Origin of the sequence: Paenisporosarcina sp. TG-14 (assembly GCF_000297555.1) — a bacterium.
In the GTDB taxonomy this organism is placed as follows: Bacteria; Bacillota; Bacilli; order Bacillales_A; family Planococcaceae; genus Paenisporosarcina; species Paenisporosarcina antarctica.
Genome location: NZ_AMGD01000011.1, coordinates 34,951 through 60,257, shown reverse-complemented (window position 1 = coordinate 60,257; position 25,307 = coordinate 34,951). Strand labels below are relative to the sequence as shown.

Here is a 25,307-nt window from a genome sequence, read left to right as displayed (position 1 = left end):
TTTGTACAACCTGGAACCTTACTGCATCAACCTGGAAGCACACTCCGTCAACCTGGAAAATATCCAAGACAAGAAAAAAAGTGTTAAATGACGATTAGTCATTCAACACTTCTTCATTGTCTTTAATTGTGACAGTTAATTGTAAGATACGGTTACGATCCATTAAATTCACTTCAAAATGAAGATTATCATAACTAAACTGCTCACCGTTTTCTGGCATATGTCCCAACTGTTCCAAAACAAATCCACCGATTGTATCATGATCATTTGGAACTTGAACTTTGAACATTTCGTTTACATCTTCAATTTCTAATCGACCATGACAAATGAGACGAGTTTCATTCATTTCATAAACTAAAACATCTTCGTCTTCATCTGATTCATCTTCAATTTCTTGACCAATCATTTCTTCAATAATGTCTTCATGCGTCACGATTCCAAGAGTACCACCATATTCATCAAGGACGATCGCCATATGTTTTTTCTTGGTAAGCATTTGTTTGAAAACTTTTTCAACACTCACAGATTGAACAACAAACAATGGTTCACGGTCAATTAATTCGTGCATTTCCATTGTAGGATCCATCGACCATTCAATCAGCGTTTTCGAATAAAACATTCCCACAATATGATCCATACTTTCTTCAAACACTGGGTAGCGCGTGTAATAATGTTCCAAAATAATATCACGTGCTTCTTCATATGTAGAGTTCATTTGAATACCGACTATTTCTGTACGATGAGTTTCTAGTACATCTTCAACGTCTTTATGAGGGAAATCTAGAACGCCTTTTAATCGTTCAGACTCATCTTCTTGGAATGTACCTTCTGTTGATGCGATATCTACCATCGTTCGCAGTTCTTCTTTTGTTAAAGTTGCTTGTTTAATTGTGCCCTTAGAGATAATACGAATGAAAATATTTGTAAACTTCGCAATTAAAAATGTGATGGGGCGAAGAATTTGAACAAGAAATGCAATAATTGGTGCTACTATATACGAAATACGATCTGAAAATGTAACAGCTATTGTTTTTGGGAGTACTTCACCAAAAATGATAATAGTTACTGTTAATATTGTCGTCGCAATTGCGATATTCCAATTATACTTCAATACAATAAATGTCAATAATATAGGCATCAAAATGTTAACAATATTATTTCCTATTAAAATTGTCGTAATCATACGGTCCGGCTTAGCGAGTAACATGAGGAGTTTTTGCGACATTCGGTCCCCATGCTCAGCACGAAGCTGAACCTTCATCCTATTGACTGCCGTTAATGCTGTTTCACTTCCCGAGAAGAAAAGTGATAAAACTAAACAAATGGCTAAACTTAAAAATTCCATTAACCGTGTTTCCTCCTATATGAGTCAAAAAAGTTCCCGCTCAATTTCTAGTAGTCTCATCATATCATATTGTGAATTTTAACGTCTCTTTTGTGTCTCTATAAATCGTTGTGCTATACTATTTCCATTATCGAAACTTTGCGAAAAGAGGAATTTTATGAGTCATTTACAATCATTAAATACTTATTTTGAAACGAAAAGAGAAGTACATTTAGATGAATTAAAACAATTTTTACGTATTCCAAGTATCAGTGCAATCTCAGCTCATAAACAAGACATGAAAACGGCTGCTGAATGGTTAGCTGACTCTATGAAAAAAATCGGATTAGAAAACATTTCAATTGATGAAACAAAAGGACAACCCGTTGTTTATGCAGATTGGTTACATGCAGAGGGACTGCCTACTATTTTAGTTTATGGACATTATGACGTTCAACCTGTGGACCCATTAAATTTGTGGGAATCGGAACCTTTTGACCCTCAAATTCGTGACAATAAATTGTTTGCACGTGGTGCGAGTGATGATAAAGGACAAGTTTACATGCATCTAAAAGCAATTGAAGCTTTATTGCAAACGGATGGCAAGCTTCCAGTAAATGTGAAATTCTGTATCGAAGGTGAAGAAGAAATTGGTAGTCCTAACTTACCTGACTATTTAATGACGAATACAGATAAACTTGCTGCAGATATTATTGTTATTTCCGATACCGGTATGCAAGGGCCAGGGGAACCAGCTGTATGTTATGGTTTACGCGGTTTGGCTGGTGTTCAAATTGAAGTTAAAGGTGCAAAAAGTGACCTTCACTCTGGGCTCTACGGTGGCGGAGTTCAAAATGCGATTCATGCATTAGTAGAAGTACTTGATTCTTTCCGTGATGAAGAAGGAACGATTCAAGTAGAAGGTTTCTACGACAATGTTATTCCCCTTAAAGATGAAGAACGTACAGCATATGCTTCACTTAATTTTGATGAAGAGGCATTAAAAGCTGAGCTTGGTGTAGACGCTTTATTTGGTGAAAAGGGTTATACCTATACAGAGCAAACATGGGCTCGACCAACTTTAGAAATCAATGGAGTTTTCGGTGGATTCTCTGGTGAAGGCATTAAAACAGTACTTCCTGCTGAGGCTGGCGCTAAAATCACGTGTCGCTTAGTACCCAATCAAGATCCAGATGAAATTGTAGCGAAATTAACAGCACATATCGAAAAATATAAACCAATTGGTGTTTCAGTTGAAATAACAGAGTTTGATAAAGGTAAACCATTTATCACGCCATTTGATCACCCAGCAATTCAAGCTGCAGGGCGTTCTTATGAAAAAGTATACAATGTGCCAACAGCTTACATTCGCGGTGGAGGCTCGATTCCTATCGTCGCTGCATTTGATGAAATTTTAGGACTCCCTGTAGTGCTTATGGGCTTCGGACTATCTTCTGAAAACATTCATGCACCAAATGAGCATTTCCATTTAGAAAACTTTGATCAAGGGCTTCGGGTGATTGGCGATTACTATTATGAAATCGCTCAATTTACTAAAGAGGATTTGAAGAAGTAAGAAAATGAAAAAAAGTATACACAAGCTCGCTGGTAAGCCTCATTGAAATGAGAGCTGTAAGCGGAAGTGTGAACCATACATTATAAAAATCCCGATTCTCCGCATAAGTTGCGATGAATCGGGATTTTTTAGTTTGAACCGAAGAATGTAATGAAATCTTCGACATCTTTACGAGGTTTTGCTTTTGGCATTTCATCATAATAACCAAATTGAAGCATGCTTATGATGCGTTCTCCTGGATTTATGCCAAGAGCTTCACGGAATTTTGGTGCATCTATAAATGGAGGTGTTTTCCAACAAGCTCCGATTCCCAAGTCCCATGCTAATAATTGTGCATTTTGAATGTAGCTACTAGTAGCTGCATAATCTTCCAATCTTTCTTTTTGACGCACATCTTCTTTAACAACGACAAATGCATAAGCTCCTGCAGAAGTGAATTTCTTCATTTGTTTTGTTAATTCATCTTCAGAAAGGTCTTTCCACTTCGCAACACCGAAGTCTCGTAATACTGTATGAAGTTCTTTCAATTCCTTATCACAAGCAACAACCATTCTCCATGGTTCACGATTCCCGTGATTTGGTGCCCATTTTGCATCTTCTAATACGGCTAAAAGTGTTTCACGTTCTACTGGTTGTCCATTAAAGTTTTTAATTGAGCGACGTTGAAGTATTGCGTCACGTACTGATAATGATTGTCCATTCATATGTTTAAGTTCCCCTTTTCATTAACAAGTTAAAATCAAATGTGTGCGACTGCAGCAAAGATAATTAAATGAAAAATTTGATTGACCATTGCTTGCAATCATTTTCGAATATATCGGAAGAATCACAACGTAAACAAACTTAGATAAATTGCTTATGCTTTAGCTGATTTAGGTATTCTTATACTCGCAGATCGGTGTACGGTATGGCTTCACTATTCTGAACATCAACAACTATGGACTATTGTAGCACATGGCATAGAACCTGTTATCATTTATGACAAAAGTGGGTTCATTGTCATAGTTTTTGACTGGCAAATTCAATAGTTATAGAAAATGAAGATAAGTGCAAAATTTACAGATAACGACTTCGAAATGTTGACTTTAGCAGCTTCTTATTCAGCCAAGCCGTCGCGTCTCAAAAGAACAAACTACTTCTTTGAGACAATTGAATAACACGGTTCATTGTGATTTATGTGGAGTTGCTTTTGAAGTGAATTTCGATTGCTATGTTGAAATGCTCATTATAATAAACCCTTCCATGGCAACTTTCCTTTCGAATGAATCAACTTTTGCTCTGACTGGGGCAACTTCCCTTCTGAATGGGTCAACTTTTGCTCTGATTGGGGCAACTTCCCTTCTGAATGGGGCAACTAACCAATTGTCTCCTAATTAAAACAAGAAAGAGCCATTCCTTTGCGATGCCTCTTTTTCTAGCAAGCTGTGAATATGTTTTTGTTATTCCCCAAAGCACTGTTTTCCTTCATAATAGGAAGAAAGTATTTATGGAGGGTTCGCATGATTGTCTATTTCTTAGCGAGCTATTTATTTGGCAATATTTTGACAGCTTGGTGGATTGGAAAATACTATAAAACCGACTTACGCAGCCATCGTAGTGGAAATTTAGGTGCTCGTAATGCTGGAGCAGTGATTGGAAAAGCAGCATTTCTTTTGACATTTTTAGGTGACGCTTTGAAAGGTGTGCTCATTATTTTAGCGGGACGCTATCTCAGCTATCCGGAATGGGCAGTTGCTATGGGTGGATTGCTTGTTATTTGTGGTCATTTGTTTCCATTTTGGTTAAAAGGAAAAGGTGGGAAAGGAATCGCTACTTTTGTTGGTATCGGACTCACTTTTAACATTTTATTTGCGATTGCTTTTAGTGTTGCATTTTTTCTTGTTATTCCATTCATTCGAAGTGCGACTCTCAGCATGATTTTTGCGTACTGTGCGTATATTGGTTCAGTCTTCTATTTTAATGAAGTACTACATGCTTGGCCTATACTGATTGTCATCTTACTCATAATGTATCGTCATCGGTTTGACTTCAAACAATCTTTTGATGAAAAAAAATGGAAACGCGCTTAAAATTCATTATAGTTTCAATAGCTTTATCTACAATGAAACCTAAGACCTTAGCTTGAAAATACTTTTCATGATATAATATAAAATAGTCAAAATCTTTAATTAAAGATAGGATGTTTAATTGATGACAAAAAAACCAATTGCTTGGGTTGTCGATAGTACCGCTTATGTTAGCGATATACTTGCTGCCCACCCTGATGTTCATGTTGTTCCACTAACCATTCATTTTGGACAAGAACAATTTGCTGATGGAATAGATTTAACATCTGACCAGCTGTATGAACGCATTCGAAAGGCAGAAGAATTCCCAAAAACTTCACAACCAGCAGCCGGGGAATTTTCCAAGTTATACGAAAAAATTAGTGAAAATTACGAAGCGATTATCGCTGTACATGTCTCTGCAAAGTTGAGTGGAACAATTTCTTCCTCTAAATCTGGTGCAGAAATTGCCGAAGTTCCTATGGAATGTGTTGACTCACTTGCCCTATCTTCAGGAATAACCAAACTCGTAGAACGCGGAATTATCTTGCAAGAACGTGGTATGAAACTAGAAGAAATTGCAACTCAATTACGTAATGAAGTGAAAAACTTCCGTAATTACATTCTAATTGGTAACTTAAACCAACTTTACAAAGGCGGGCGTATGAGTGGGCTTCAATTTTATCTAGGCAGCTTACTGAAAATTAAACCAATCATTCACTTAAATGAAATAGGTGAATTAAAAGCGCTCGATAAAGTTCGTTCTCATAAGAAGGCTCTTACCTATTTAGTTGATAAAGCTATTGAAGCTCACGAAAAAGACGGTGTTACTTCCATTGATTTGATGCACGGAAATGTTCTTGCTCAAGTAGAAGAATTAAAAAACTTAATTCACTCAAAAGTACCAAAACTTAAAGTACGTGTTGGAGAAATCAGTTCTGTACTTGCTGTGCATGCGGGTGAAGGAACAATCGCCGCTCTTTGGCATGTCCCTGCTGAATAACACCTAAAAGAGAAACAAGTTGGCAACAGAAAACCCTTGGAAATCCCAAGGGTTTTTTTCATGCAAACGAATCTTTAATGTGAAAAAATATATATTTCGTTTCATCTTGAAAAGCCATAGAATCTGTATATCGCCAGTTTCTCGCCCGACTATTATTTGTATGAGCATTAACTAGTGGTTCATTGCCATTAAATCCAGTCACTATTGTCGTGTGATCAAATCTTCCATCCCCTTGAAAATCATAACTGATGACATCTCCTAATTCTAAATCTCTGGCATTCGCTACTTTTACAGCTTTCAACCCCACAGTTGATGTGTCTAAATACCAACGAAGTGAGTGGGATGTAGTCCAACTAAAACTCCATGTTCCGCCTTGGATCCACCATCCTTTTTCACGATTTGGATATCCACGCATGGGTGCCCCCCCTGCTCTTAAACATTGCGAAATGTAATTTGTGCAGTCATCGTCGAAGCTAGGATACGCAGGATTATTTGAATTCCACCATTTGTTCGCATATTGAACAGCCGCCTGGCGATTGTACATGTAAGTTCCCCCCTTAGGAGAGATTATGTGACTAATGAATGAATTAGAAGAAATGGTTATTGTGAAGATACGCAAAATGATGGCTAGGTTATTGCTATTGGATTGAGTAGACGAATTCAGATACTACGAAAAGAAGTACCCTTCTTTCCAGGAAGAACTTTTGCTGAAAATTCCATTTAAAAACCACTCATGGAATCAAAGAGGCCACTGAAAAACTTACGTTATTAAAATTTGTAAGTGTGTTTAAATTGAAAAAGGCGAAATTTCGTATTGCTCACTCTGCATCCTTAAGAAAGGTTAAAATTCGTTCGAGGTTTACGGCGAATATGACAATGTCTCCCCTTGTATCTGCATACCAAATAGACCTAAATTTGATGCTACATCATACCCGTGTCTATGTTTCAATTCACTATTTATTGCTTCGATTTTATAGCTATAGCGGGATTTCGCTATTCCTTTAAATTCCTCACTACTTTAAAAGATCACTTTTTCCACCTGTTATTTAGTACACAACAAAAACAAGCAATCTTTTCCTCGACAAATTTAGGAAAGAATTGCTTGTTTAGATTGAAAAACCGGCACATTCTGTAAGATTTTGAACAGAAAAATGAACCTCACCTTTTTTAAATGAAAGAACATAATTGTTTATTAGATTGGTAAAATCCATTCATAAAATAAATAGAAAGAATTCATAACCACATCTATACTGGTTCTAATAAATGGAATTATGGTAAAATCTCCAATCGGAGTTAATATCACGATTAAAAATAGGATTGAACCATACATCTCTAAAGGACGAAGTTTCATCTGAATTTTTGCTGAAAATAAGCTAGACACGATACGATACCCATCTAAGGGAGGTAGTGGTAATAAATTAAACACACCTAACACCACGTTCAGAGAAACAAAGATGTTAAGAAATTCTCCTACTGAAACGCTAACTGGATTAAAATACCAAATACTAAATCCGACAAAGGCTAAAACAAAATTACTAAGAGGTCCGACTAAACTAACAATAATGGATTGAATGCGTCTTGTAGAAAAATAGGTACTATTAATCGGTACAGGTTTTGCCCATCCAATCCCTGCGATAAAAATTAATAGGGTCCCAACAAAATCTAGATGTTTCAGTGGGTTTAGTGTTACTCGTCCTTGATTTTTTGCTGTGTCATCTCCAAATATTGATGCCATCCAAGCGTGCATAAATTCATGAAGTGTAAAGGCGAATACCAATGTGATTACTACATACGGAATCTCTGTTAATGAAAATGCTAAAAATTCTATCTTGTCCGCCTGCCTTCAAACTTTTTGAGTAGCCGCTTCACTAATTATTTAAAGCTTTCTTAAAGCTAATGTATCATTTTAACAGTTGGATTTCACCAACAATTTTTCTGTTTAACAGACAACATATTTTATTCAAATAAAAAAACAGGGTTGTTCAAGGCTTTATACTACATACAGTATATCCAGAACAACCTCACGGGAAAGTATCGTCCAAATCAAAGTTAGACTGGACACTTCTTCAATGCAAAAGGCATTCACAATAGTAAGTGCCTTTTTTACTTATAATGTTTTTTTATAAACTCTAATTCTTCTTCATAGCTGAGAATGCCTGTCGCTCGACCAACATTTCCTCCTTGTAGCTCCCAAATTTCATTATGTTCATCGTCTATTTGAGAAAAATCATTTTCCGACCAACGTGTTAAAATCCTTAAATACAATCGCCAATTTGTATATTCACTCTTGTTAGTTTCAATTACCTCAATTAATCGCGTTACTCGTTCTGCAGTTAAAGGAAGGAGACTCCATTTTTTGTCTGCTTCAATTTTTTGATGAGACATAGCATGAATTGCGTTAGCAACTTGATAATCTAACATAGTCATTGGAAATTCTTCTACGATAGGCTTCTTCATCACTTCATTTACTTCAATAATCTTTCCTCCATCTTCGGTTGTTTTTTCTGTAATAGTCCCTTCTTTTTTTTCAATCGGAAGATCTTTTCCAAAAATACCAAAACCGATAAAACCTAGAGAAACTAGAACAGCTATACTTAAAGCAATTTTTTGAAATTTAGTGAATTTGAATTTTTTAATTAATTCTTTCATATTTCACTCCCAATAAAATTTAATACACGTACGTCAATAGGCGCGAATCTTCCAATAATTTAGAAACACTTTGTATGAGTAAACTATTCATAAACTACCAATCGCCTCTTTCACATAAAAAATAAGATTATATTTCCATTTTAATGTTAAAAACTTGCATTGCAAAGATATTGCTTTTAAAGGAGTGGAAATATCACCAATAATTGTACATTACTTTCCAATCTTATGGTTATTTTTTAGTAGATATAATATAAGTTGGTTCAGTTTAAAGAATCAAACTTAATTTCATACTTACAAAATTAGTAGTTGGAAACGCCACTTAAACAAAAAAGCATTTACTTAGTCTTTTCAGATTAAGTAAATGCTTTTTTTATGGAGACTATCGGGATCGAACCGACGACCTTTTGCATGCCATGCAAACGCTCTCCCATCTGAGCTAAGCCCCCTTGAACTAAATAATAAATAGTCTATACTTTTGGGTAAAGTAATTGACTTGTGTGTGAACTTTCATCTGAGCTAATACGCTAGAGCCATATATTTGTTACAATATGTATTATATAACAACATTAGTAGTGGATTCAATAGGCGAGAGGGTGTTGAGATGCCAAAAGTTCAGCAACATGCAGAACGTGAGATTCTAGATCCTATAGCTCTATGCGATTCAAAAGGAAATTTAAACCCTGCAGCTATTGGATTTTCGCGAAAATCATTAATTGATAGTAATTTATCAGGTCATTTTATGCGTAAGAAAAAATGGAATAATTGGTGTGTCTTTGGAGAAGATATTATGTTTTCAGCGTCCATTCGCCATATGGATTATGCTGTAATTTGTAGTGTGTACTTCTTAGATTATGAAACACAACGATATTTTGAGAAATCGATTACGGTTTCATTAGGGCAACGCATTCATATGCCTAATCAAGTCCTAGAAACGATTACGTTTTTTGATAATGAAATGAGTATTCAACTTTTACATATGCAAGGTGAAACACATATGAAAGTGACGATTTCAAATTTTGATGGTGAATTTCTTCATGCAGACTTACAAATTGAGCATCCTGTTAATGATGAATCTTTAAATGTAGTAATTCCGTGGAATCGACATTTATTTCACCATACGGCAAAGCACTATACTTTGCCGACAAGTGGATTTGTCAAAGTTGGTGACAAACGGTACAACTTCAATTCAGAAGATAGTTATGCTGTACTTGACTATGGTCGAGGGGTTTGGCCAAGAAAGGCTTCCAGGAAATGGGCTTCCGCTTCTCAACGGTTGGGAAACCAGCGTATTGGACTCAATTTTGGTGGAACATGGACAGATGGTACTGGCATGACTGAAAATGCTGTATTCGTTGACGGACAAGTATCAAAAATTTCAGAAGATGTTATTTTCACATATGACAAAAATGATTTAATGAACCCTTGGCATATTCGTTCTAAGTTTTCATCAGATGTTAATTTGACGTTTACTCCTTTTTTACAACGTGAAGCAAATATTAATATAGGATTCGTCAATTTGAACGGTTATCAAATGGTTGGATATTTTAACGGTTTCGTTCATTTACACGACGGTTCCTGTTTATTCATCACAGAATTACTAGGAAGTATCGAAGATCATAAAGCAAAATGGTAGCTATTCGGCACACTGGCTATAGATGAATGCTATGCCGAAATCCTTCAATGCTATACATAAAAACTCCTCATCTCCCTTATAGTTCTAGGGAATGAGGAGTATTTTCGTCTATATAGAAATATATTGAAACCTATTTGTCTATCTTCCCTGCTTCCAAAACATGTTTCATTTTTTCGGGAAAATCAGTGAAAATTGCGTGGACGCCAATTTGTTGCAAAGCTTGTACATCCAATACTTCATTTACCGTAAACACGCGAATAATAGCTCCTTTTAACATGGCTTCTTTGGTCATCTTACGCAGAGCTGCTGGGTACGAAATATGCAGAGCATCTGCTGGGATAAAACGTGCATAATCATAGGCATCGACGAGCACATCCATTGTTACTAAAGCAACTTCGATAAGCGGAGCAGATTTTTTGAAATTCCGAACAGCTTCATGATCAAAAGAAGAAATTAGGACACGCTCAGCCAAGCCCATTTTTTCAACTAAATGGAGTACCTTGTCCCCCATGCCCTCATATTCGAAAATATCCGACTTCAATTCAATATTTAGATGATGTGCTGTATTTTGAAATATCTTTAATACTTCTTCTAGAGTAGGAATGGACTCTCCTTTAAAATCATCACCAAACCAATTCCCAAAATCGTAAGCACGTAATTCTGATAAAGTTAAATCCCTTACGAATCCTTTCCCATTAGATGTTCGATTAATAGATTCATCATGAATAACGACAAGTTTGTCATCCTGTGTTAAATGAACGTCTAGCTCTACTCCAAAAATCTCTAGTCGAGCTGCTTCTTTAAATGCCGCCAGTGTATTTTCTGGATGAGTACCTGACGAACCGCGATGTGCATATATTTTCATACTGTAGCCTCCTTAAATTTCTGTACGTAATGTCCACAATTCAGGGAAGAAATATTGATCCAACACTTTCTTTAAATAATGGACGCCTGAAGATCCACCAGTGCCTTTTTTAAAGCCAATAATTCTTTCCACTGTTTTCATATGACGGAAACGCCATTGCTGAAGACAATCTTCAACATCTACTAGCTTTTCCGCTAATTGATACAATTCCCAATAAGTGTCTACGTCTCGGTAAACAGTCGTCCATGCTGCCAAGACACTGTCATTTGGTTCATAAGGGGTTGATACATCACGTGAAACAATTTCTTCGTCTATTGGCAGACCTGCTCGAGCTAGCTTGCGAATCGCCGCATCGTATAGCCCGGGTTGATGGAAAGCTTCAGTCAATGTACTAAGTAACTCTTCATCTTTTTCGTAAATTTTTAACACATGTTTTGTCTTGTAACCAAGTGCAAATTCAATCATCCGATATTGATATGATTGGAAACCACTAGCGTTTGCGAGAGTAGATCGAAACTCCATATATTCTGCAGGTGTTAATGTCGCTAATACATCCCATGCTTGAATAATCTGAGTTTGAATCTTTGATACGCGAGAGAGTTGTTTAAACGCTGGCTGTAAATCATCTTTTTCAATATTAGTAATCGCTGCGCGAAGTTCGTGTAAAATGAGTTTCATCCACAACTCAGAAACTTGATGAATAATGATAAATAAGGCCTCATCATGGTGATCACTTAAGCCATCTTGTGCCGTTAACAGTTTATCTAAATGAAGGTATTCTCCGTACGTCATGTTTTCTTTGAAATCTGTATGTAATCCCGATTCGCCTTGTGCAGCAGGGTTTTGCCCTTGATCTAATGGCTTTTTTTCCATGGTATCATCTCCTTAAGTCTCTACTTTCGCTCATCTCGTCTAGCTGTAGTATGACATGTGACTAAACACTTTAACAGACTACTTGCATTTTTCGAAAATTCTTATTTTACTGATTTAACAAATAATGTTATAATTCAAATCTGTTTTCAAACCCCAACATCTTTTATTCATCACTTGCAGGACGCAAAATTCTTCATATTGGAGGACTGTATGACACAGAAACATCCTGATTTTGAGCAAGAACAAGAGCGCCTGACCTACACTAAAAACTATATGCAACAGTTACTAGACGAATCAAAACGAGATGTAAAATCTGCACAAGAAAATATTCGTCATGCCATGGCCGATCTCGATTATTTAGATTCCAGTTTAAGCTATACGAACATTTTAACAAATGCCCGCTTTTTCGAAATGGCCCGTTCTCAAAAAGAAGGGTTAGAAGCCATTCAGCAAAAACCTTATTTTGCGCGCATTCATTTCCAAAAAGACGGTGAAGACAGTGAAATGTTGTACATTGGTAAGACGTCTTTATTTCAACGAGAAACGCAAGAACCCATTATTGTCGACTGGCGCTCGCCTGTTGCCAATGTGTATTACGATGGACGTCTAGGCGATATTGAATATGACGTTCGAGAAGACACTTTTACTGGCCATCTATTTTCAAAGCGTCAATATACAATTGAACAAGGCGAGTTACAATCAGTTCGTGACATTGATTTAACGACCAATGATGAGCTTTTACAAGAAGCTCTTTCAGGTAAAGCAGATGTTCGTTTAACTGAAATTGTGTCGACCATTCAAGCTGAGCAAAATGAAATTATTCGGGCTCATTTAAAACAACCCATTCTTGTGCAAGGTGCAGCAGGTAGTGGAAAAACGACCATCGCCCTCCACCGAATTTCTTATTTTCTTTATACAATGGGTGAACATTTCCCAGCCGATAAACTGATGATTCTAGCTCCATCCAAATTGTTTATGGACTATATAGCAGATGTTTTACCAGAACTCGGGGTCAGTAAAATTTGTCAAACCACCTTCGCTGAATACGTCTTACAAGCAACTACTATTAAATTGAAACTAAAAGATTCAAACTTAAAGTTAGCTACTTTAACTGAACAAGACTTTCCAGATGAAATGATGCTGTGGCAATCTCATATGAAAGGCTCTCTTTTTTATAAAGAATTGATAGATGCCTATCTCAAAGATTACGAGAAATCAATCGCCGATCAATTCGAAGACCTTTTCATTGAAAAGTACCGTATTATGAGAGGTTCAAAATTGAAAAAATTATTTCTAGGTGACTTTTCCTATATGCCTATTGAGAAGCGCTTAGAACGTATCAAATTAATTGTACAATCTCACGTACGCCAAAAGAAAAAAGAAATTTTGTTCATGTTAAATAAGAAATATGATGACGCTTTAGATCAAGCGCTATTTGGAATCCGGGATGCCGCCAAGAGAAAATCCGAAGTCACTAAGTATATCGATGAACGTGACTACCGCATCCCTCTTATTGAAAAAGAGTCAAAAACCACTACGTCTGCTTATATGAAACGCTTTAAGAAAGCCAATATTAAAAAGATGTATCGCGACTTTGTCACGGCTGATGATTTCATATGTGAACATACAACTCAGTGGACAGACCAACAACGGCATGCTTTCCTTCAAACCCATTCAATCGAATCATGGGAATTAGAAGATTTAGCACCTCTGTATTACATGCATACTAGGTTGAGAAGCATTCCTGATAAATGGAAAATGCGCGTTGTTTTTATTGATGAAGTTCAAGATTATAGCATTTTCCAACTTGCCGCTTTAAAAGAAGGCCTTGAAACAGATATGTTTACGATGGTTGGAGATTTAGCGCAAGGTATATACAGCTATCGTGCCCTTACTTCATGGGATCCAGTCGTTGAATTATTCCCAAGAGCTACTTATAAAACTTTGCAAAAAAGCTACAGAACGACTATTGAAATTATGACAGTTGCCAATAGCATTTTAACGCAAATGGATGAAGACTTGCCATTAGTTGAACCAGTTGTTCGCCATGGTATTGATCCACAATTTTATGAAATGAGCGTACTTGAAGGCCAGCGAGTCGTTTCTTTGTTAGAGGAAATCCGCAGTCGTGGTCACCATTCAATTGCACTAATTTGCAAAACAACTTCACAAGCGAAGTTGATAGCCAATCAACTTAAGGATTTCCTTCCCATTCAATACTTGAACGATCACTCGGATATTGACCAGACAAAGTTACTCGTCTTGCCTAGTCATTTAGCAAAAGGGTTAGAGTTCGATGCGGTGTTGATTGTGGCGATTGATATACCTTTCCGTAAGCATTCAATCGACCGTAAACTTCTGTATGTAGCGATGACTCGTCCAATGCATGAATTGCATTTAATCGGACCAAGTAGAGAACACTTTTTATTGCCACCAACAACGAGTTAGTAAGTCACCTATTTAACGTTTCTTCCACTGCGGAGAAACGTTTTTTGTTTTACATTAAGGAATGAAAGTGACAGTCGAGATGAGAAGACCTACAAGTAGACCGGAAATAGCGACTGTGACGACTATGGTTTCCGGCTCGCTTTGGATGGCAAACCTGCTGCATCATAACCTAGGGAATGAAAGTGAAGGTCGAAATGCAAGACCTACATGTAGACCGGAAATAGCGAGTGTGACGACTATGGTTTCCGGCTCGCTTTGGATGGCCAACCTGCTGCATCATAACCTAGAGAATAAAAGTGAAGGTCGAAGTGACGCTGTCACTTCGACCTTCACTCGTTCCTACAGGCAATCTTGCGGCGGATGTGCATCCGTCGCTCGCCTACAACCTTCACGTGTACGGTTCGTTTATTTTGGTTTACGAGTGAAAAGATACCGTCTGTATAGAAACAGGTAGCCGAAGATGCAATTTCGGCTACTACTTGCTTATTATAAAGGGTTATACATTTCCACAAACCATAAAAGTAGGCGTTTTTCATACTGTAGTATGTCTCATTGTCAAAAGAAGAGGATTCTAGATCGTAAGATAGCTCAGTTGTAATTATTGAAGGTGACGCTGTAAAAAAGGAGTTCATTTTTTAATAGTGAAATACTGGAAACATGGTCCATCACTTCTCGTCACAAAAAAAGCTGGCGGAGGCATCCGACAGTACAAATCAAGTTTTTGCACCTAAATAATAGAAAGACTGCAGTGTTTAATGGCCCCGCCGCAGTAATTGGAGGGTTTTTCTGTGAGGGAAATATACACTTTCTTGTCGAGTGAAGGCTCAGTTGTAATTTTGAGGCGTCACGTTGTAATTATTGAAGGTGACGTTGTAAAAAAGAGAGTTCACGTAGTAAAAATCGAGCTTCTTGTTGTTATAGTTAAATTATGGAAGTTATATTTATTACTACTTTCCATCAAAAAATGCTGACGGGGGCATCCGACAGTACAAATCAAGATTTTGCATTTGAATAATGAAATGCTGCAGACTTGAAGAGCTACATGGTCTCGCCAACGTGTATGCAGTAATCTGCATAAAGAATAGATTACTGCACTCCCCCTCTTTCTCTCAAGTTAGTTGGAAACTGATAAGTTATGACAGTAGCCCATACCAAAACTAAATTAACTTGGTGAAACAACTATAAATTAAGAACCTTGTTATGTAACCTCCTCCAACAGGAAATTTGCAATTAGCGAAATGGCTACCATATAAGGGTTTACGCATTGTTTTGGGGTGGATTGAATGCTTTTGTTTACGCTCCGCTCCTAAATGAAAGAAGAAATCGCTAAGGACTGTTTCATTAACTAGTTTACTTTGCTAGTGAGACGAATTTTAAAAGCATCTTTCTTTTGCACAACATTTATCGGCCAAGTTGGCATGTTTATCGGTCAAATTAGAGATTTATCGGCCAAATACGCATGTTTATCGGCCAATTTAGAGATTTATCGGCCAAACACGTCTCACAACCTAGTTAACTTGCTGAAACAGCACATATTAAATTGAGCATTAGCCATAGAGAAAACGATGTAATGAAAGTGACATGGCTTTTATAGTAGGGTTTACACGCTGTTTTATAATAGACATTAAATGGTTTTTTCACGCTACGCTCCTGTTGGTATTTGCGTGCTATATAGTTTATAAATTAGAACGTACTGGTCTGACATAGGGGATGGATAGTGTGTGAAACCCTTCTTTCAAGTAACGCAGAGGTATCCTTTATAGTTTGCTACGAGTGGTCGAAATTGCATCTTCGGCCGCTTCTTATCAAGACAGACAGTATCCCTTCTCTCGTAAACCAAAATCAAACACCTGTGCACGGTCAGGTTGTAGGTGAGCGAAGGATGAACACCCGCCGCAAGATTGCCTGTAGGAACGAGTGAAGGTCGAAGTGACAACGTCACATCGACCTTCACTCTCATTTACTAGGTTATGGTGCAGCGGGTTGGCCATCCATAGCGAACCGGAAACCATAGTCGATACATTCGCTATTCCCTTTTTACATGTCGTTCTTATCACTTTGATCTTCACTTTCATTCTCTAGGTATGATGCAGCGGGTTGGCCATCCATAGCGAACCGAAAACCATAGTCGATACATTTGCTATTCCCTGTTTACATGTCGGTCTTATCACTTTGATCTTCACTTTCATTCTCTAGGTTATGCTGTAACAAGTTTGCCATCCAAAGAAAACCGGAAACCCATTCACACTCCCCTTTTTCAGTTGACACTCAATTTTATACTTAGCAATGGGCGTTACTTTATCCTTTTTCTCTTCCCCCCTTGCACGTCTCGTTAAATAAGTGTATCATTCAAATCGTAATCATTACTATTTATAAAACACTTAAGGAGCGAATATATGCAAACTCAAATACCAGTTACTGTTTTAAGCGGCTATTTAGGTGCCGGAAAGACCACGGTATTAAATCACTTACTTGCCAATAAAGAAGGTAAGAAAATAGCGGTCATTGTCAATGATATGAGCGAAGTTAATATTGACTCACAACTTATTCAAAGTGGCGGTTTCTCTCGCACTGAAGAAAAATTAGTTGAACTAACAAACGGCTGCATCTGTTGCACCCTACGTGAAGATTTAATGATTGAAGTAGAAAAACTAGCTAAACAAGGAGATATCGATTATATCGTCATTGAATCGACAGGAATTTCAGAACCAATTCCTGTAGCACAAACTTTTACCTATATTGATGAGGAAGTCGGAATAGACCTTACACAATATTGCAGACTTGATTCTATGGTCACAGTAGTAGATGCATTTAGCTTTTGGAGTGACTATGAAAGCGGTGAATCATTATTTGAACGCAAACAAACGGATGATGAGGAAGATGTGCGTGATGTATCAGACTTGTTAATTGACCAAATTGAGTTTGCGAACATTCTACTGATAAGCAAAACGGATTTAGTGACAGCTGAATTTTTAGATGCTTTTAAAGTGTTCCTTCTAAAAATGAATCCTAATGCCATCATAATTCCTATCGAAAACGGCGTAGTTCCTCCTAGCAAAATATTGAATCGTCAATTATTTGACTTCGAAGAGGCGAGTCAATCAGCAGGCTGGATGAAAGAATTAAATGAAGAACATATTCCAGAAACCGACGAATATGGCATTAGCTCGTTTGTCTATAGACGCAAGCGTCCATTCCACCCAGAGCGTTGGAATGCTTGGTTAAGTGCATTCCCACAGGAAGTCATTCGTTCTAAAGGTTTTTTCTGGTTGGCAACACGGAATGAAATGGCCGGCCTTTTATCTCAAGCTGGAAATTCTCTACAATTCCAAGGAGCGGGTAATTGGATAGCCGCTCTTCCTAAAGCAGAACAGCGCGAAATTATGTTAGAGGATGAAAGCATTGCAGCGAGATGGGATGAAGTGCACGGTGATCGCCAAACTGAAATGGTTTGGATAGGCCTGGATATGGATCGCGAAGACATTGAAGAACAACTTGATAGTTGTTTATTAACAGATGATGAAATGAAAATTGACTGGACAACTTTTGCAGATCCATTGCCTGCTTTTGTAGTTGCTGAATAATAGTTCGTTAAGATTCAAAACACCCACAACCTATTTAAAGGTTGTGGGTGTTTTCACGTAATAATCTACTTGAATAATCGGCTTGAATCCTGCTTTTTCATATACAGATAATGCTTTGTCATTGTCGATTTCTACGTCTAGCATGACTGCTTCACACACCATTCTTTGGCCTTCAGCTTTGGCAAATGCTAGTAGTGCAGACCCTATTCCTTGGCCCTGGTGTGATGGTTCTGTTGCTAAAGCTGTCACCCACAATATTTTGTTCTCTTCTACAACTGTAACGGTGCCGACTACTTCCTGCTGATTTTTCGCTACAAACACATGTCTAGAAGGATTCGATACGTTAAACTCTAGCATTGTGTGTACCTCATCTTCTGAATCGTCAAAAGCGCTCATTAATATTTGTGTAAGCTCTATTTTTTCATTTGTATATGGGACTACTTCAACATCCAGCTGTTTTTCTGCATATTTCACTTCTGCTTTTAATGTCGCTTCAGAAAAATTCCATTCGTAGCCTGCCTGTTGTAAAAAAGCAGTTCCAGATTGCGATTCTTTTATAGTAAGAGCAAGTTCACTTTCAAATCCACGTACTTCTAAGTTTCGTTGCAATTCATTAATTAGCGCTTGCCCTAACCCTTGTCTTCGATAGTCAACATGGACGAGAGCGCTCCATTCGTATGCATGAATACCAATCATATCAATGGCTGTGATGACACCAACTAAATCTTCTTTGGCATAAGCAAGGACTGCGAATCCCTTTGATAATGGGTCCGTCATGACGGGAATATTTAATATTTGTTCATAACTTGTGCTTTCGAGTGTTTCATTTATTTTCACTAATGCCTGTATTTCGCTTGATGTTTCTACATCTAAAGGAAACGACACAGTTAGTATGGTAATGTCCACAAGTATTCCCTCCTTTGTTTCATTGATATGTCTACAGTGTATCATTATGATAACAACTGTTTAACCTCCTCCAAAACGGTTATATAATAACATCAGTACGATTTTTTGGAGGAGTTAATTAATGCAAAAGAAACGTTTGTCTTGGGTGGACGTCACAAAAGGATTCTTAATGATTCTTGTCGTTATGGGACATTATCCTGGAGAACTTGATTTCCCACTTGCTACGTATATATATTGGTTCCACATGCCTGCATTTTTCATTTTGAGTGGTATGTTTTTTAAGCCCATTCTAGAAAAAGGTGCTACAAAGAAAGTCATTCATAAACGGTTTATGCAACTAATCGTACCATATTTATTTTTTCTTGTAATGATTACGGTCGTTCGTTATGGAATAGAAATCGGTTCTGGAAATTTGGATATCTCATGGTATCTAAGTGATTTATGGACTCTCGTTATTGGTGGTCGCTTTGTACGTGGCGCATACGGAGTATTTTGGTTCGTTACCACTTTGTTCTTTGCTTACCTAGTCTTCCTATGGATGACAAAATACTTTAATCGGACAAAACAAATAGCTATCTTAGTCGCATTTTATTTAATTGCCCATATTGAAAGTTTGATTGCAATGCGCTTGATCGGCGGTGGTCCTGCTGAAGCTTCTCAAACAATCCCAATGCTTTGGAACATGGACGTGGCAATGATGGCAGTTGTGTATTTTGCACTTGGCTATTATATGAAAAACATATGGATGGATATCACGAAACCGTGGCTAATCGTAGGAGTCATTGGTAGTGTAGCAGCCATTTCTCTAGATTGGTTTAACATCATTGATTATCATTTAAGTATGAAGTTTTTACGTTATGACCACTTAGTTTTTGATTTATTTATTCCTTTATCCTTTACCTTAGTGTTTGTTGGCGTTTTCCAATTTCTATCATCTTACCTATCAATGAATTGGTTGCGCAGAATTGAAAAACACTCTCTTAGTATCATGTATTTGCATATCTTTACTTATATTGTGCTAAAAGATTTTTTCGAGTATGGTTTTATCGAGTTTACAATATTCGGTATAATTGTTCCGATTATAGCTTCAATCATCATCCAAAAGCTTGTTCCACACGGAAAATTGTTTCTTGGTGGATTCTCTCCCAAAAAACGCAAAACGCCTTCTACACAGTAACAAATAAACTAGAAGGATTTCCTTAAGTTTAGCTATTGATGCCCATATCAAGTAAGCCCTCGAATCTAGTGTTCGAGGGCTTTTTATTGTGAAGATATGAGGCTAAATGGGATCAAACGTATTCCTAAAACTCACTGTACAGTGAATCATTGCGTTAACATATTGTAGAATAATCCTTTTTGAGCAATTAGTTGTTGTTGACTCCCTGACTCGACTAGTTGTCCTTGATCCATTACGTAAACGACGTCTGCTTGTTTAACTGTGTTTAATCTATGGGCTATGACAAAACTCGTGCGTCCCTTCATTAGCCGTTCCAATGCTTCTTGAATCTTCATTTCCGTAACCGTATCGATGCTACTCGTTGCTTCATCTAACAGTAAAATGACCGGGTCTGCCACTAAGGCGCGAGCAATGGACAGCAATTGCTTTTGTCCTTGGCTGATTTCTCCACCATCGGCAGTTAACACGGTATCGTATCCTTCAGGTAATTTCACAATAAAGTCATGTGCATTCGCTTGTTTTGCGGCTTCAATTAATTCTTCATCTGTCGCATTTAATCTGCCGTAACGAATATTTTCTTTTACTGTAGCTTCAAATAAAAATGGATCTTGTAAGACAAAAGCTATTTGACTACGCAAAGTTTGGCGAGGTAAATCTTGAATAGGGATGTCATCAATCCTAATTTGCCCCTCATTTGTTTCGTAAAAACGTGCGAGTAATTGCATGATGGTTGTTTTCCCAGCACCTGTTGCACCAACTAGTGCTGCCGTTTCTCCTGGATTCAAGGTAAAACTGACATTACGAATAGTGTGCTCAACATCCGTTTGTTCGTATTTAAAAGATACTTTGTCAAATTCAACTTTCCCTTTTAACACCGTGTTTATATGTGTTGTCGCTTCATCTTTTTCAACTTCTTCATCCATGATGGAGAATACTCGTTCAGCTCCTGCAATCGCCGATAAGACTGTATTAAATTGATTCGCTAAATCGTTTAAAGGACGTGTAAACTGACGGGCATATTCTGAGAAAATAACGATGGTTCCAATGGTCACGTGACCATTTAAAGCAAGTAAGCCACCAACACCTGCGACAATTGCAAAGCTTACGTTATTTAACATGTTCATGACTTTTGGGATAAATCCTGAATAAGTTAACGCCCAAAATCCAGTTCGACGTAGACGCTGACTCTTCACAATAAATTCATCAGTCACGCGATCTTCTTGTGAAAAGGCTTTGACAATTCGTTGACCAGATATGGTTTCCTCAATCATGCCATTTAGATCGCCAACCGCTTGTTGCTGTTCTTTAAATAGCTTCCCTGTCCTTCTCGTAATCCAACGCATGGCGTAAAACATAACAGGAATGATGGTCATGGTAAGTAGCGTCAGTAATGGACTTAAGGTCAACATAACAATAATGGTTCCCGTTAATGTTAAAACACTTGAGAATACTTGAATAAATGAACTGTTTAGCGTTGCACTGACATTTTCAATATCGTTTGTTACACGGCTCATCAATTCGCCATGCTGACGTTTATCAAAAAATGACACCGACAGCTTTTGAAAATGAGCAAAAAGATTTGTACGTAAGCGATATATGGTTTGTTGAGCAATACCGATCATCCAATAGTTTTGGAAAAATAACGATAGTGATAAGAAGAAATAAATCCCGATTAACCAAGTGATCATAGTTTGTAACCCAGCGAATTTTCCTGGAACAATGTAATTGTCGATTATTTTTCCAAGTAAGTAAGGACCAACTAATGCTAGTGTAGAACTGACAAGGACTAGCAAGAGAACAGTAACTAAAAGTCCACGTTGTTCATCAACTAGATGCCAAATACGTTTCAGTACTTCTTGCCAATTCCCTGCACGTTCCCCTTTTTTCTTTTTTACCGGAGTAATATCTTCTTTAGATAATACGGGTTCGTAGCCAAATGGTTTAAATGGAATCTGTCGCATGCGCAGGTACCTCCTGTTGTTGTTGCGACTCCACAATTTGACGATATAAATCGGAAGTTTCAAGTAATTCTTCATGTGCACCATATGCGGAAATATGACCATTGTCTAGTAATAAAATACGGTCTGCACCTTTTGCCGTAACAATTTTTTGTGTAACAACAAGCATGGTGGCTTGTTGTTTTTCTAATGCTCCCCACAGTGCCGCTTCTGTCTTGACGTCTAACGCACTGGTACTATCGTCGAGTAATAAGATTTCTGGTTTTCGTACCAAAGCTCGGGCGATTGACAGACGTTGTTTTTGACCACCAGATAAATTCACTCCTTTTTGTCCAACTCTCGTGTCATATCCTTTCGCAAACTGTTCAATGGATGTATGAATTTGTGCTTGTTTTGCTGCTTGTTGTAATTCTTCCTTTGATGCTTCCGTTTTGCCCCATGCTAAGTTTTGATAAATGCTCCCTGTAAACAAAAGTGACTGTTGTGGAACGAGTCCAATTGCTTGCCTTAATTGATCGAGCGGCCATTTATTTACGTCTTTCCCATCTACAGTAATGGAGCCCGCTGACACTTCAAAAAAGCGAGGGATAAGTTGCAATAATGTTGATTTCCCAGAACCAGTTGCCCCCATGATGGCTAATTTTTCACCAGATTTAACGTTGAATGAGATATTTTCCAACACGGATTCAGCTGTATTTGGATAGGTAAATGTTACGTTTTGGAAGCTGATTTCTCCTACTGTAGTGCCATGCATCTTACCTGTATCTTCATCGCGTTCCAGGCCCTCATTGACCAGTAACACTTCTTCCATTCGTTCAGCAGAAGCTTTCGCTCGAGCAAATGCCATGATGATGAACGCAAACATCGTGAAAGCGCCTGTCATGCGCATTGCATAGTTAATGATTGCCACTAACTCACCAATTTGAGCATTGTTTGATTGGATTTCACGAGCACCAAACCATAACACAGCAAGTACACTGACGTTCATAACTAATAATAGTAAAGGCATGATAATTTCCATGATGCGTAAGGCCTTAACCGTGTCCATTTTTAATAGATTTGAAACTCTTTCAAAGCGGGACGACTCAAATTTCCCTCGTAAATATGCTTTGACTAACCTCACCGCTTGCAAGTTTTCTTGCAGCACTCGGTTCACACGATCAAGTCGAACTTGAACAAGCGCAAAATAGCTAACTCCTTTTTTGACCATGAAATATAAGAAAAATATCAGGAACGGTGCTCCAATGACCAAAAACATGGCGAGGTATGCATTTACGATAAACGCCATGATGACACTACCAATTACAAGTAAAGGCGCTCGTAACATAATGCGTAGACTCATAAAGAGGACGTTTTGTACCATGGTTACATCGCTTGTAAGTCTAGTGATTAATCCAGCTGTTGGAAACTTCGTAAACGTGGCCACTGTAAATTGTTGTACTTGTTTAAATAAAGCGCTTCGCACATCAAAACCAAAGCTTTGAGACGCATGAGATGCAAAGAAAGAGTTCGTTGCTCCGGCAAAGAAAGCAACGAAAGCCATAAGCATCATGACCCCTCCCCACTTCCAAATAATCGACTCGTCACCTTGCATGATGCCATCATCAATAATTTTAGCGATGATGAGTGGCTGTACAAGCTCGACTGAAAGTTCTATTAACATAAGGATTATAGCGATAGCAATTGGCCATTTATATGGTTTGACATAAGAAAATACAGTTTTCACATATTGTCCTCCTGAAACTTCTTCGTTAAACGAATTAATTATCTGATTGTTCACTATTATGCCATATCGCGCGGTTTAAAGGTATCATTCGTTTTGCTGAAATGTTCTGATGGAGGGATAATTTGAGGTGAACAGTTGTTCAGTTGGAATACCTACATTTTCCCTTTGGTTTGGCATTAACATAAATCCTGACGTCTATCTGATCCTCCAAGGGCTAAAGAGGAAAAGTGTATTTTTTATATTGATTACAGCGTGGGTAATAATTTGCGATTTCTGTGTTTATTCCCGTTCATATTGGTTTAATCCCATACGCGGGTTTTTTATTCCTGTTCGAACCCGGTTTATTCCTGTTCAAATTAATTTAATCCTGTTCAAACCTGTTTTATTCCTGTTCACCCTATTGCTTCCACAAAAATACCCCGAAACACGAAGTGTAAGGGGGCTAATTGGTTTGGTTTGGTCTTCGCTACGCTGCTGATTGTAAAGTCCTAGCTACGTTATGGCGTGTTATAACGGGTTTTGAAATTTCCAAAGCCCACTAAAAATTCAGGAGAATTTCAAACTTCCTTCTTCTTAGTATTCCCAGCAAGTGATAACCAGGTCACGCATACTAACATGACGAGGGCACCAACAAACTGCAAATTCTCTAGAACTTGTTGTAACCATATGACTGAAATTACCATTGCAGTCAGCGGCTCCATACTCGATAAAATACTCGTTTCTATCGCGCTTATATATTTCATACTACTTAAAAATAAAACGAAAGCTAATGTACCAATGATAATGACTGTAAGTATTAGCATCGACAATTTCCAATCTAATAATAACTTCCAATCGTCCGATTGCCATATTCGACTCACGCTTCCTAGTACTACACCACCTATAAGCATCGACCAACCGACTACTAATAGCACTCCCCATTCCTTCATGAGGGATCCTGGATACAACGTGTAAAACGCAAAACTAAAACCAACAGCTATACCCCAAGCAAGCGCAACTGGACTCAACAATAAATTAGTAAATGAGCCATTTGTTAATAAAAGGAATAAACCAAATAGCGTTCCAATTATTCCAAACACTTGATACCTTGGTGGCCATTTCTTTATGCTCAATGACACAAAAATAACGACAAAAATGGGTGCTAGAAACTGTAGTAACGTAGCTACTACTGCATTACTCGCTTCTATTGCTGCAACGAATGAATATTGAACTCCTAGCATGCCCAAAAGCGCGAAGATAATTAACCGTTTGAACCAGTACGATTGGCGCCATATTGGCGTTAACTGGGTTCCTGTTAATTTTAGAAAAGCTAGTAATCCTACCCCCGCAACAAGGAGTCGTATCGTAAGCATAAAAGAGATAGATATGGTGTAGTTCGATAATATCCACTCTATTAATGGACCTGTCGCCCCCCACAACATTGCCCCTGTAATAATGAATATAATTCCTTTTGCTCGGTTCATTTACTTTCCCTCTTCTCTACTAAACATTATTGTATCATCACTCAATTCATATTAAATTAGTATAGTAATTATTAATT

The 25,307-nt window shown here is 37.6% G+C and carries 18 protein-coding genes, 1 tRNA gene and 1 pseudogene; 7 read left to right on the top strand and 13 right to left on the bottom strand.

All coding sequences use genetic code 11. From position 1 onward, the window contains the following. Window positions 1–94: 94 nt before the first annotated feature. On the bottom strand, window positions 95–1,345 hold the full coding sequence (locus tag C406_RS0104795; RefSeq protein ID WP_017379461.1) for a hemolysin family protein: 1,251 nt from the start codon (window positions 1,343–1,345) through the stop codon (window positions 95–97). Window positions 1,346–1,502: 157 nt separating this feature from the next. On the opposite strand from C406_RS0104795, the gene C406_RS0104790 reads away from it, so the two are divergent. Beyond that, window positions 1,503–2,900 (top strand): dipeptidase, encoded by a 1,398-nt coding sequence (locus C406_RS0104790; RefSeq protein WP_017379460.1) that lies wholly within the window; start codon window positions 1,503–1,505, stop codon window positions 2,898–2,900. A gap of 128 nt (window positions 2,901–3,028) precedes the next feature. Here the strand turns inward: C406_RS0104790 and C406_RS0104785 are convergent, their stop codons facing one another. After that, entirely contained in the window at window positions 3,029–3,604 is a 576-nt protein-coding gene (locus C406_RS0104785) for a nitroreductase family protein (RefSeq protein ID WP_017379459.1), read from the bottom strand. A gap of 795 nt (window positions 3,605–4,399) precedes the next feature. On the opposite strand from C406_RS0104785, the gene C406_RS0104780 reads away from it, so the two are divergent. Together C406_RS0104780 and C406_RS0104775 are read left to right on the top strand one after the other, a co-directional pair. Continuing rightward, complete coding sequence (locus tag C406_RS0104780) at window positions 4,400–4,969, top strand: glycerol-3-phosphate acyltransferase (protein WP_017379458.1); 570 nt, start codon at window positions 4,400–4,402, stop codon at window positions 4,967–4,969. 121 nt (window positions 4,970–5,090) lie between these two features. Beyond that, window positions 5,091–5,948: a DegV family protein gene (locus tag C406_RS0104775; protein WP_017379457.1), complete on the top strand. Its 858-nt coding sequence runs from the start codon at window positions 5,091–5,093 to the stop codon at window positions 5,946–5,948. A 58-nt stretch (window positions 5,949–6,006) separates the two neighbouring features. On the opposite strand, the gene C406_RS0104770 is transcribed toward C406_RS0104775, so the two are convergent. The 5 genes and pseudogenes from C406_RS0104770 to C406_RS0104755 form a co-directional block, all read right to left on the bottom strand. Beyond that, entirely contained in the window at window positions 6,007–6,492 is a 486-nt protein-coding gene (locus tag C406_RS0104770; protein WP_017379456.1) for an amidase domain-containing protein, read from the bottom strand. Window positions 6,493–6,766: 274 nt separating this feature from the next. Continuing rightward, a pseudogene (locus C406_RS20115) lies at window positions 6,767–6,939 on the bottom strand (IS5/IS1182 family transposase); the annotation flags it as partial. Window positions 6,940–7,140: 201 nt separating this feature from the next. Continuing rightward, window positions 7,141–7,725, bottom strand: a complete 585-nt coding sequence (locus C406_RS0104765; protein ID WP_017379455.1) for a site-2 protease family protein — start codon at window positions 7,723–7,725, stop codon at window positions 7,141–7,143. A gap of 326 nt (window positions 7,726–8,051) precedes the next feature. After that, complete coding sequence (locus C406_RS0104760; RefSeq protein WP_017379454.1) at window positions 8,052–8,597, bottom strand: DUF6241 domain-containing protein; 546 nt, start codon at window positions 8,595–8,597, stop codon at window positions 8,052–8,054. A gap of 373 nt (window positions 8,598–8,970) precedes the next feature. Beyond that, window positions 8,971–9,043 (bottom strand) — tRNA-Ala (locus C406_RS0104755). Window positions 9,044–9,198: 155 nt separating this feature from the next. On the opposite strand from C406_RS0104755, the gene C406_RS0104750 reads away from it, so the two are divergent. Then, complete coding sequence (locus C406_RS0104750) at window positions 9,199–10,230, top strand: DUF2804 domain-containing protein (protein WP_017379453.1); 1,032 nt, start codon at window positions 9,199–9,201, stop codon at window positions 10,228–10,230. Window positions 10,231–10,360: 130 nt separating this feature from the next. Here C406_RS0104750 and C406_RS0104745 read toward each other — a convergent pair whose 3' ends face one another. After that, a complete protein-coding gene (locus C406_RS0104745; RefSeq protein ID WP_017379452.1) occupies window positions 10,361–11,095 on the bottom strand; it encodes a glycerophosphodiester phosphodiesterase in 735 nt (244 codons plus the stop codon). Window positions 11,096–11,107: 12 nt separating this feature from the next. Next, complete coding sequence (gene kynA / locus C406_RS0104740; protein WP_017379451.1) at window positions 11,108–11,968, bottom strand: tryptophan 2,3-dioxygenase; 861 nt, start codon at window positions 11,966–11,968, stop codon at window positions 11,108–11,110. Between the two features lie 210 nt (window positions 11,969–12,178). Here kynA and helD point away from each other — a divergent pair, with 210 nt between their 5' ends. Further along, window positions 12,179–14,416, top strand: coding sequence for an RNA polymerase recycling motor HelD (helD, locus tag C406_RS0104735; protein WP_017379450.1), 2,238 nt, complete (start codon window positions 12,179–12,181; stop codon window positions 14,414–14,416). Window positions 14,417–16,812: 2,396 nt separating this feature from the next. Continuing rightward, complete coding sequence (locus C406_RS0104725) at window positions 16,813–18,000, top strand: GTP-binding protein (RefSeq protein ID WP_017379448.1); 1,188 nt, start codon at window positions 16,813–16,815, stop codon at window positions 17,998–18,000. 30 nt (window positions 18,001–18,030) lie between these two features. Here the strand turns inward: C406_RS0104725 and C406_RS0104720 are convergent, their stop codons facing one another. After that, window positions 18,031–18,906 (bottom strand): GNAT family N-acetyltransferase, encoded by an 876-nt coding sequence (locus tag C406_RS0104720; RefSeq protein WP_017379447.1) that lies wholly within the window; start codon window positions 18,904–18,906, stop codon window positions 18,031–18,033. Between the two features lie 121 nt (window positions 18,907–19,027). On the opposite strand from C406_RS0104720, the gene C406_RS0104715 reads away from it, so the two are divergent. Continuing rightward, window positions 19,028–20,083: an acyltransferase family protein gene (locus C406_RS0104715; protein ID WP_017379446.1), complete on the top strand. Its 1,056-nt coding sequence runs from the start codon at window positions 19,028–19,030 to the stop codon at window positions 20,081–20,083. A 146-nt stretch (window positions 20,084–20,229) separates the two neighbouring features. On the opposite strand, the gene C406_RS0104710 is transcribed toward C406_RS0104715, so the two are convergent. The 3 genes from C406_RS0104710 to C406_RS0104700 form a co-directional block, all read right to left on the bottom strand. Continuing rightward, window positions 20,230–22,044 carry an ABC transporter ATP-binding protein gene (locus C406_RS0104710; RefSeq protein ID WP_017379445.1) on the bottom strand — a complete coding sequence of 605 codons (1,815 nt, stop codon included), beginning with the start codon at window positions 22,042–22,044 and terminating at the stop codon, window positions 20,230–20,232. Then, complete coding sequence (locus C406_RS0104705) at window positions 22,025–23,767, bottom strand: ABC transporter ATP-binding protein (protein WP_017379444.1); 1,743 nt, start codon at window positions 23,765–23,767, stop codon at window positions 22,025–22,027. Before C406_RS0104705 ends, C406_RS0104710 begins: the two co-directional genes overlap by 20 nt. 557 nt (window positions 23,768–24,324) lie before the next feature. Continuing rightward, window positions 24,325–25,230, bottom strand: coding sequence for a DMT family transporter (locus C406_RS0104700; protein WP_017379443.1), 906 nt, complete (start codon window positions 25,228–25,230; stop codon window positions 24,325–24,327). Window positions 25,231–25,307: the final 77 nt, after the last annotated feature.

Bases quoted from the DNA above. Each gene is read 5' to 3' on its own strand.
- C406_RS0104795 (WP_017379461.1), bottom strand. From the start codon at position 1,345: ATGGAATTTTTAAGTTTAGCCATTTGTTTAGTTTTATCACTTTTCTTC.
- C406_RS0104790 (WP_017379460.1), top strand. From the start codon at position 1,503: ATGAGTCATTTACAATCATTAAATACTTATTTTGAAACGAAAAGAGAA.
- C406_RS0104785 (WP_017379459.1), bottom strand. From the start codon at position 3,604: ATGAATGGACAATCATTATCAGTACGTGACGCAATACTTCAACGTCGC.
- C406_RS0104780 (WP_017379458.1), top strand. From the start codon at position 4,400: ATGATTGTCTATTTCTTAGCGAGCTATTTATTTGGCAATATTTTGACA.
- C406_RS0104775 (WP_017379457.1), top strand. From the start codon at position 5,091: ATGACAAAAAAACCAATTGCTTGGGTTGTCGATAGTACCGCTTATGTT.
- C406_RS0104770 (WP_017379456.1), bottom strand. From the start codon at position 6,492: ATGTACAATCGCCAGGCGGCTGTTCAATATGCGAACAAATGGTGGAAT.
- C406_RS0104760 (WP_017379454.1), bottom strand. From the start codon at position 8,597: ATGAAAGAATTAATTAAAAAATTCAAATTCACTAAATTTCAAAAAATT.
- C406_RS0104750 (WP_017379453.1), top strand. From the start codon at position 9,199: ATGCCAAAAGTTCAGCAACATGCAGAACGTGAGATTCTAGATCCTATA.
- C406_RS0104745 (WP_017379452.1), bottom strand. From the start codon at position 11,095: ATGAAAATATATGCACATCGCGGTTCGTCAGGTACTCATCCAGAAAAT.
- kynA (WP_017379451.1), bottom strand. From the start codon at position 11,968: ATGGAAAAAAAGCCATTAGATCAAGGGCAAAACCCTGCTGCACAAGGC.
- helD (WP_017379450.1), top strand. From the start codon at position 12,179: ATGACACAGAAACATCCTGATTTTGAGCAAGAACAAGAGCGCCTGACC.
- C406_RS0104725 (WP_017379448.1), top strand. From the start codon at position 16,813: ATGCAAACTCAAATACCAGTTACTGTTTTAAGCGGCTATTTAGGTGCC.
- C406_RS0104715 (WP_017379446.1), top strand. From the start codon at position 19,028: ATGCAAAAGAAACGTTTGTCTTGGGTGGACGTCACAAAAGGATTCTTA.
- C406_RS0104710 (WP_017379445.1), bottom strand. From the start codon at position 22,044: ATGCGACAGATTCCATTTAAACCATTTGGCTACGAACCCGTATTATCT.
- C406_RS0104700 (WP_017379443.1), bottom strand. From the start codon at position 25,230: ATGAACCGAGCAAAAGGAATTATATTCATTATTACAGGGGCAATGTTG.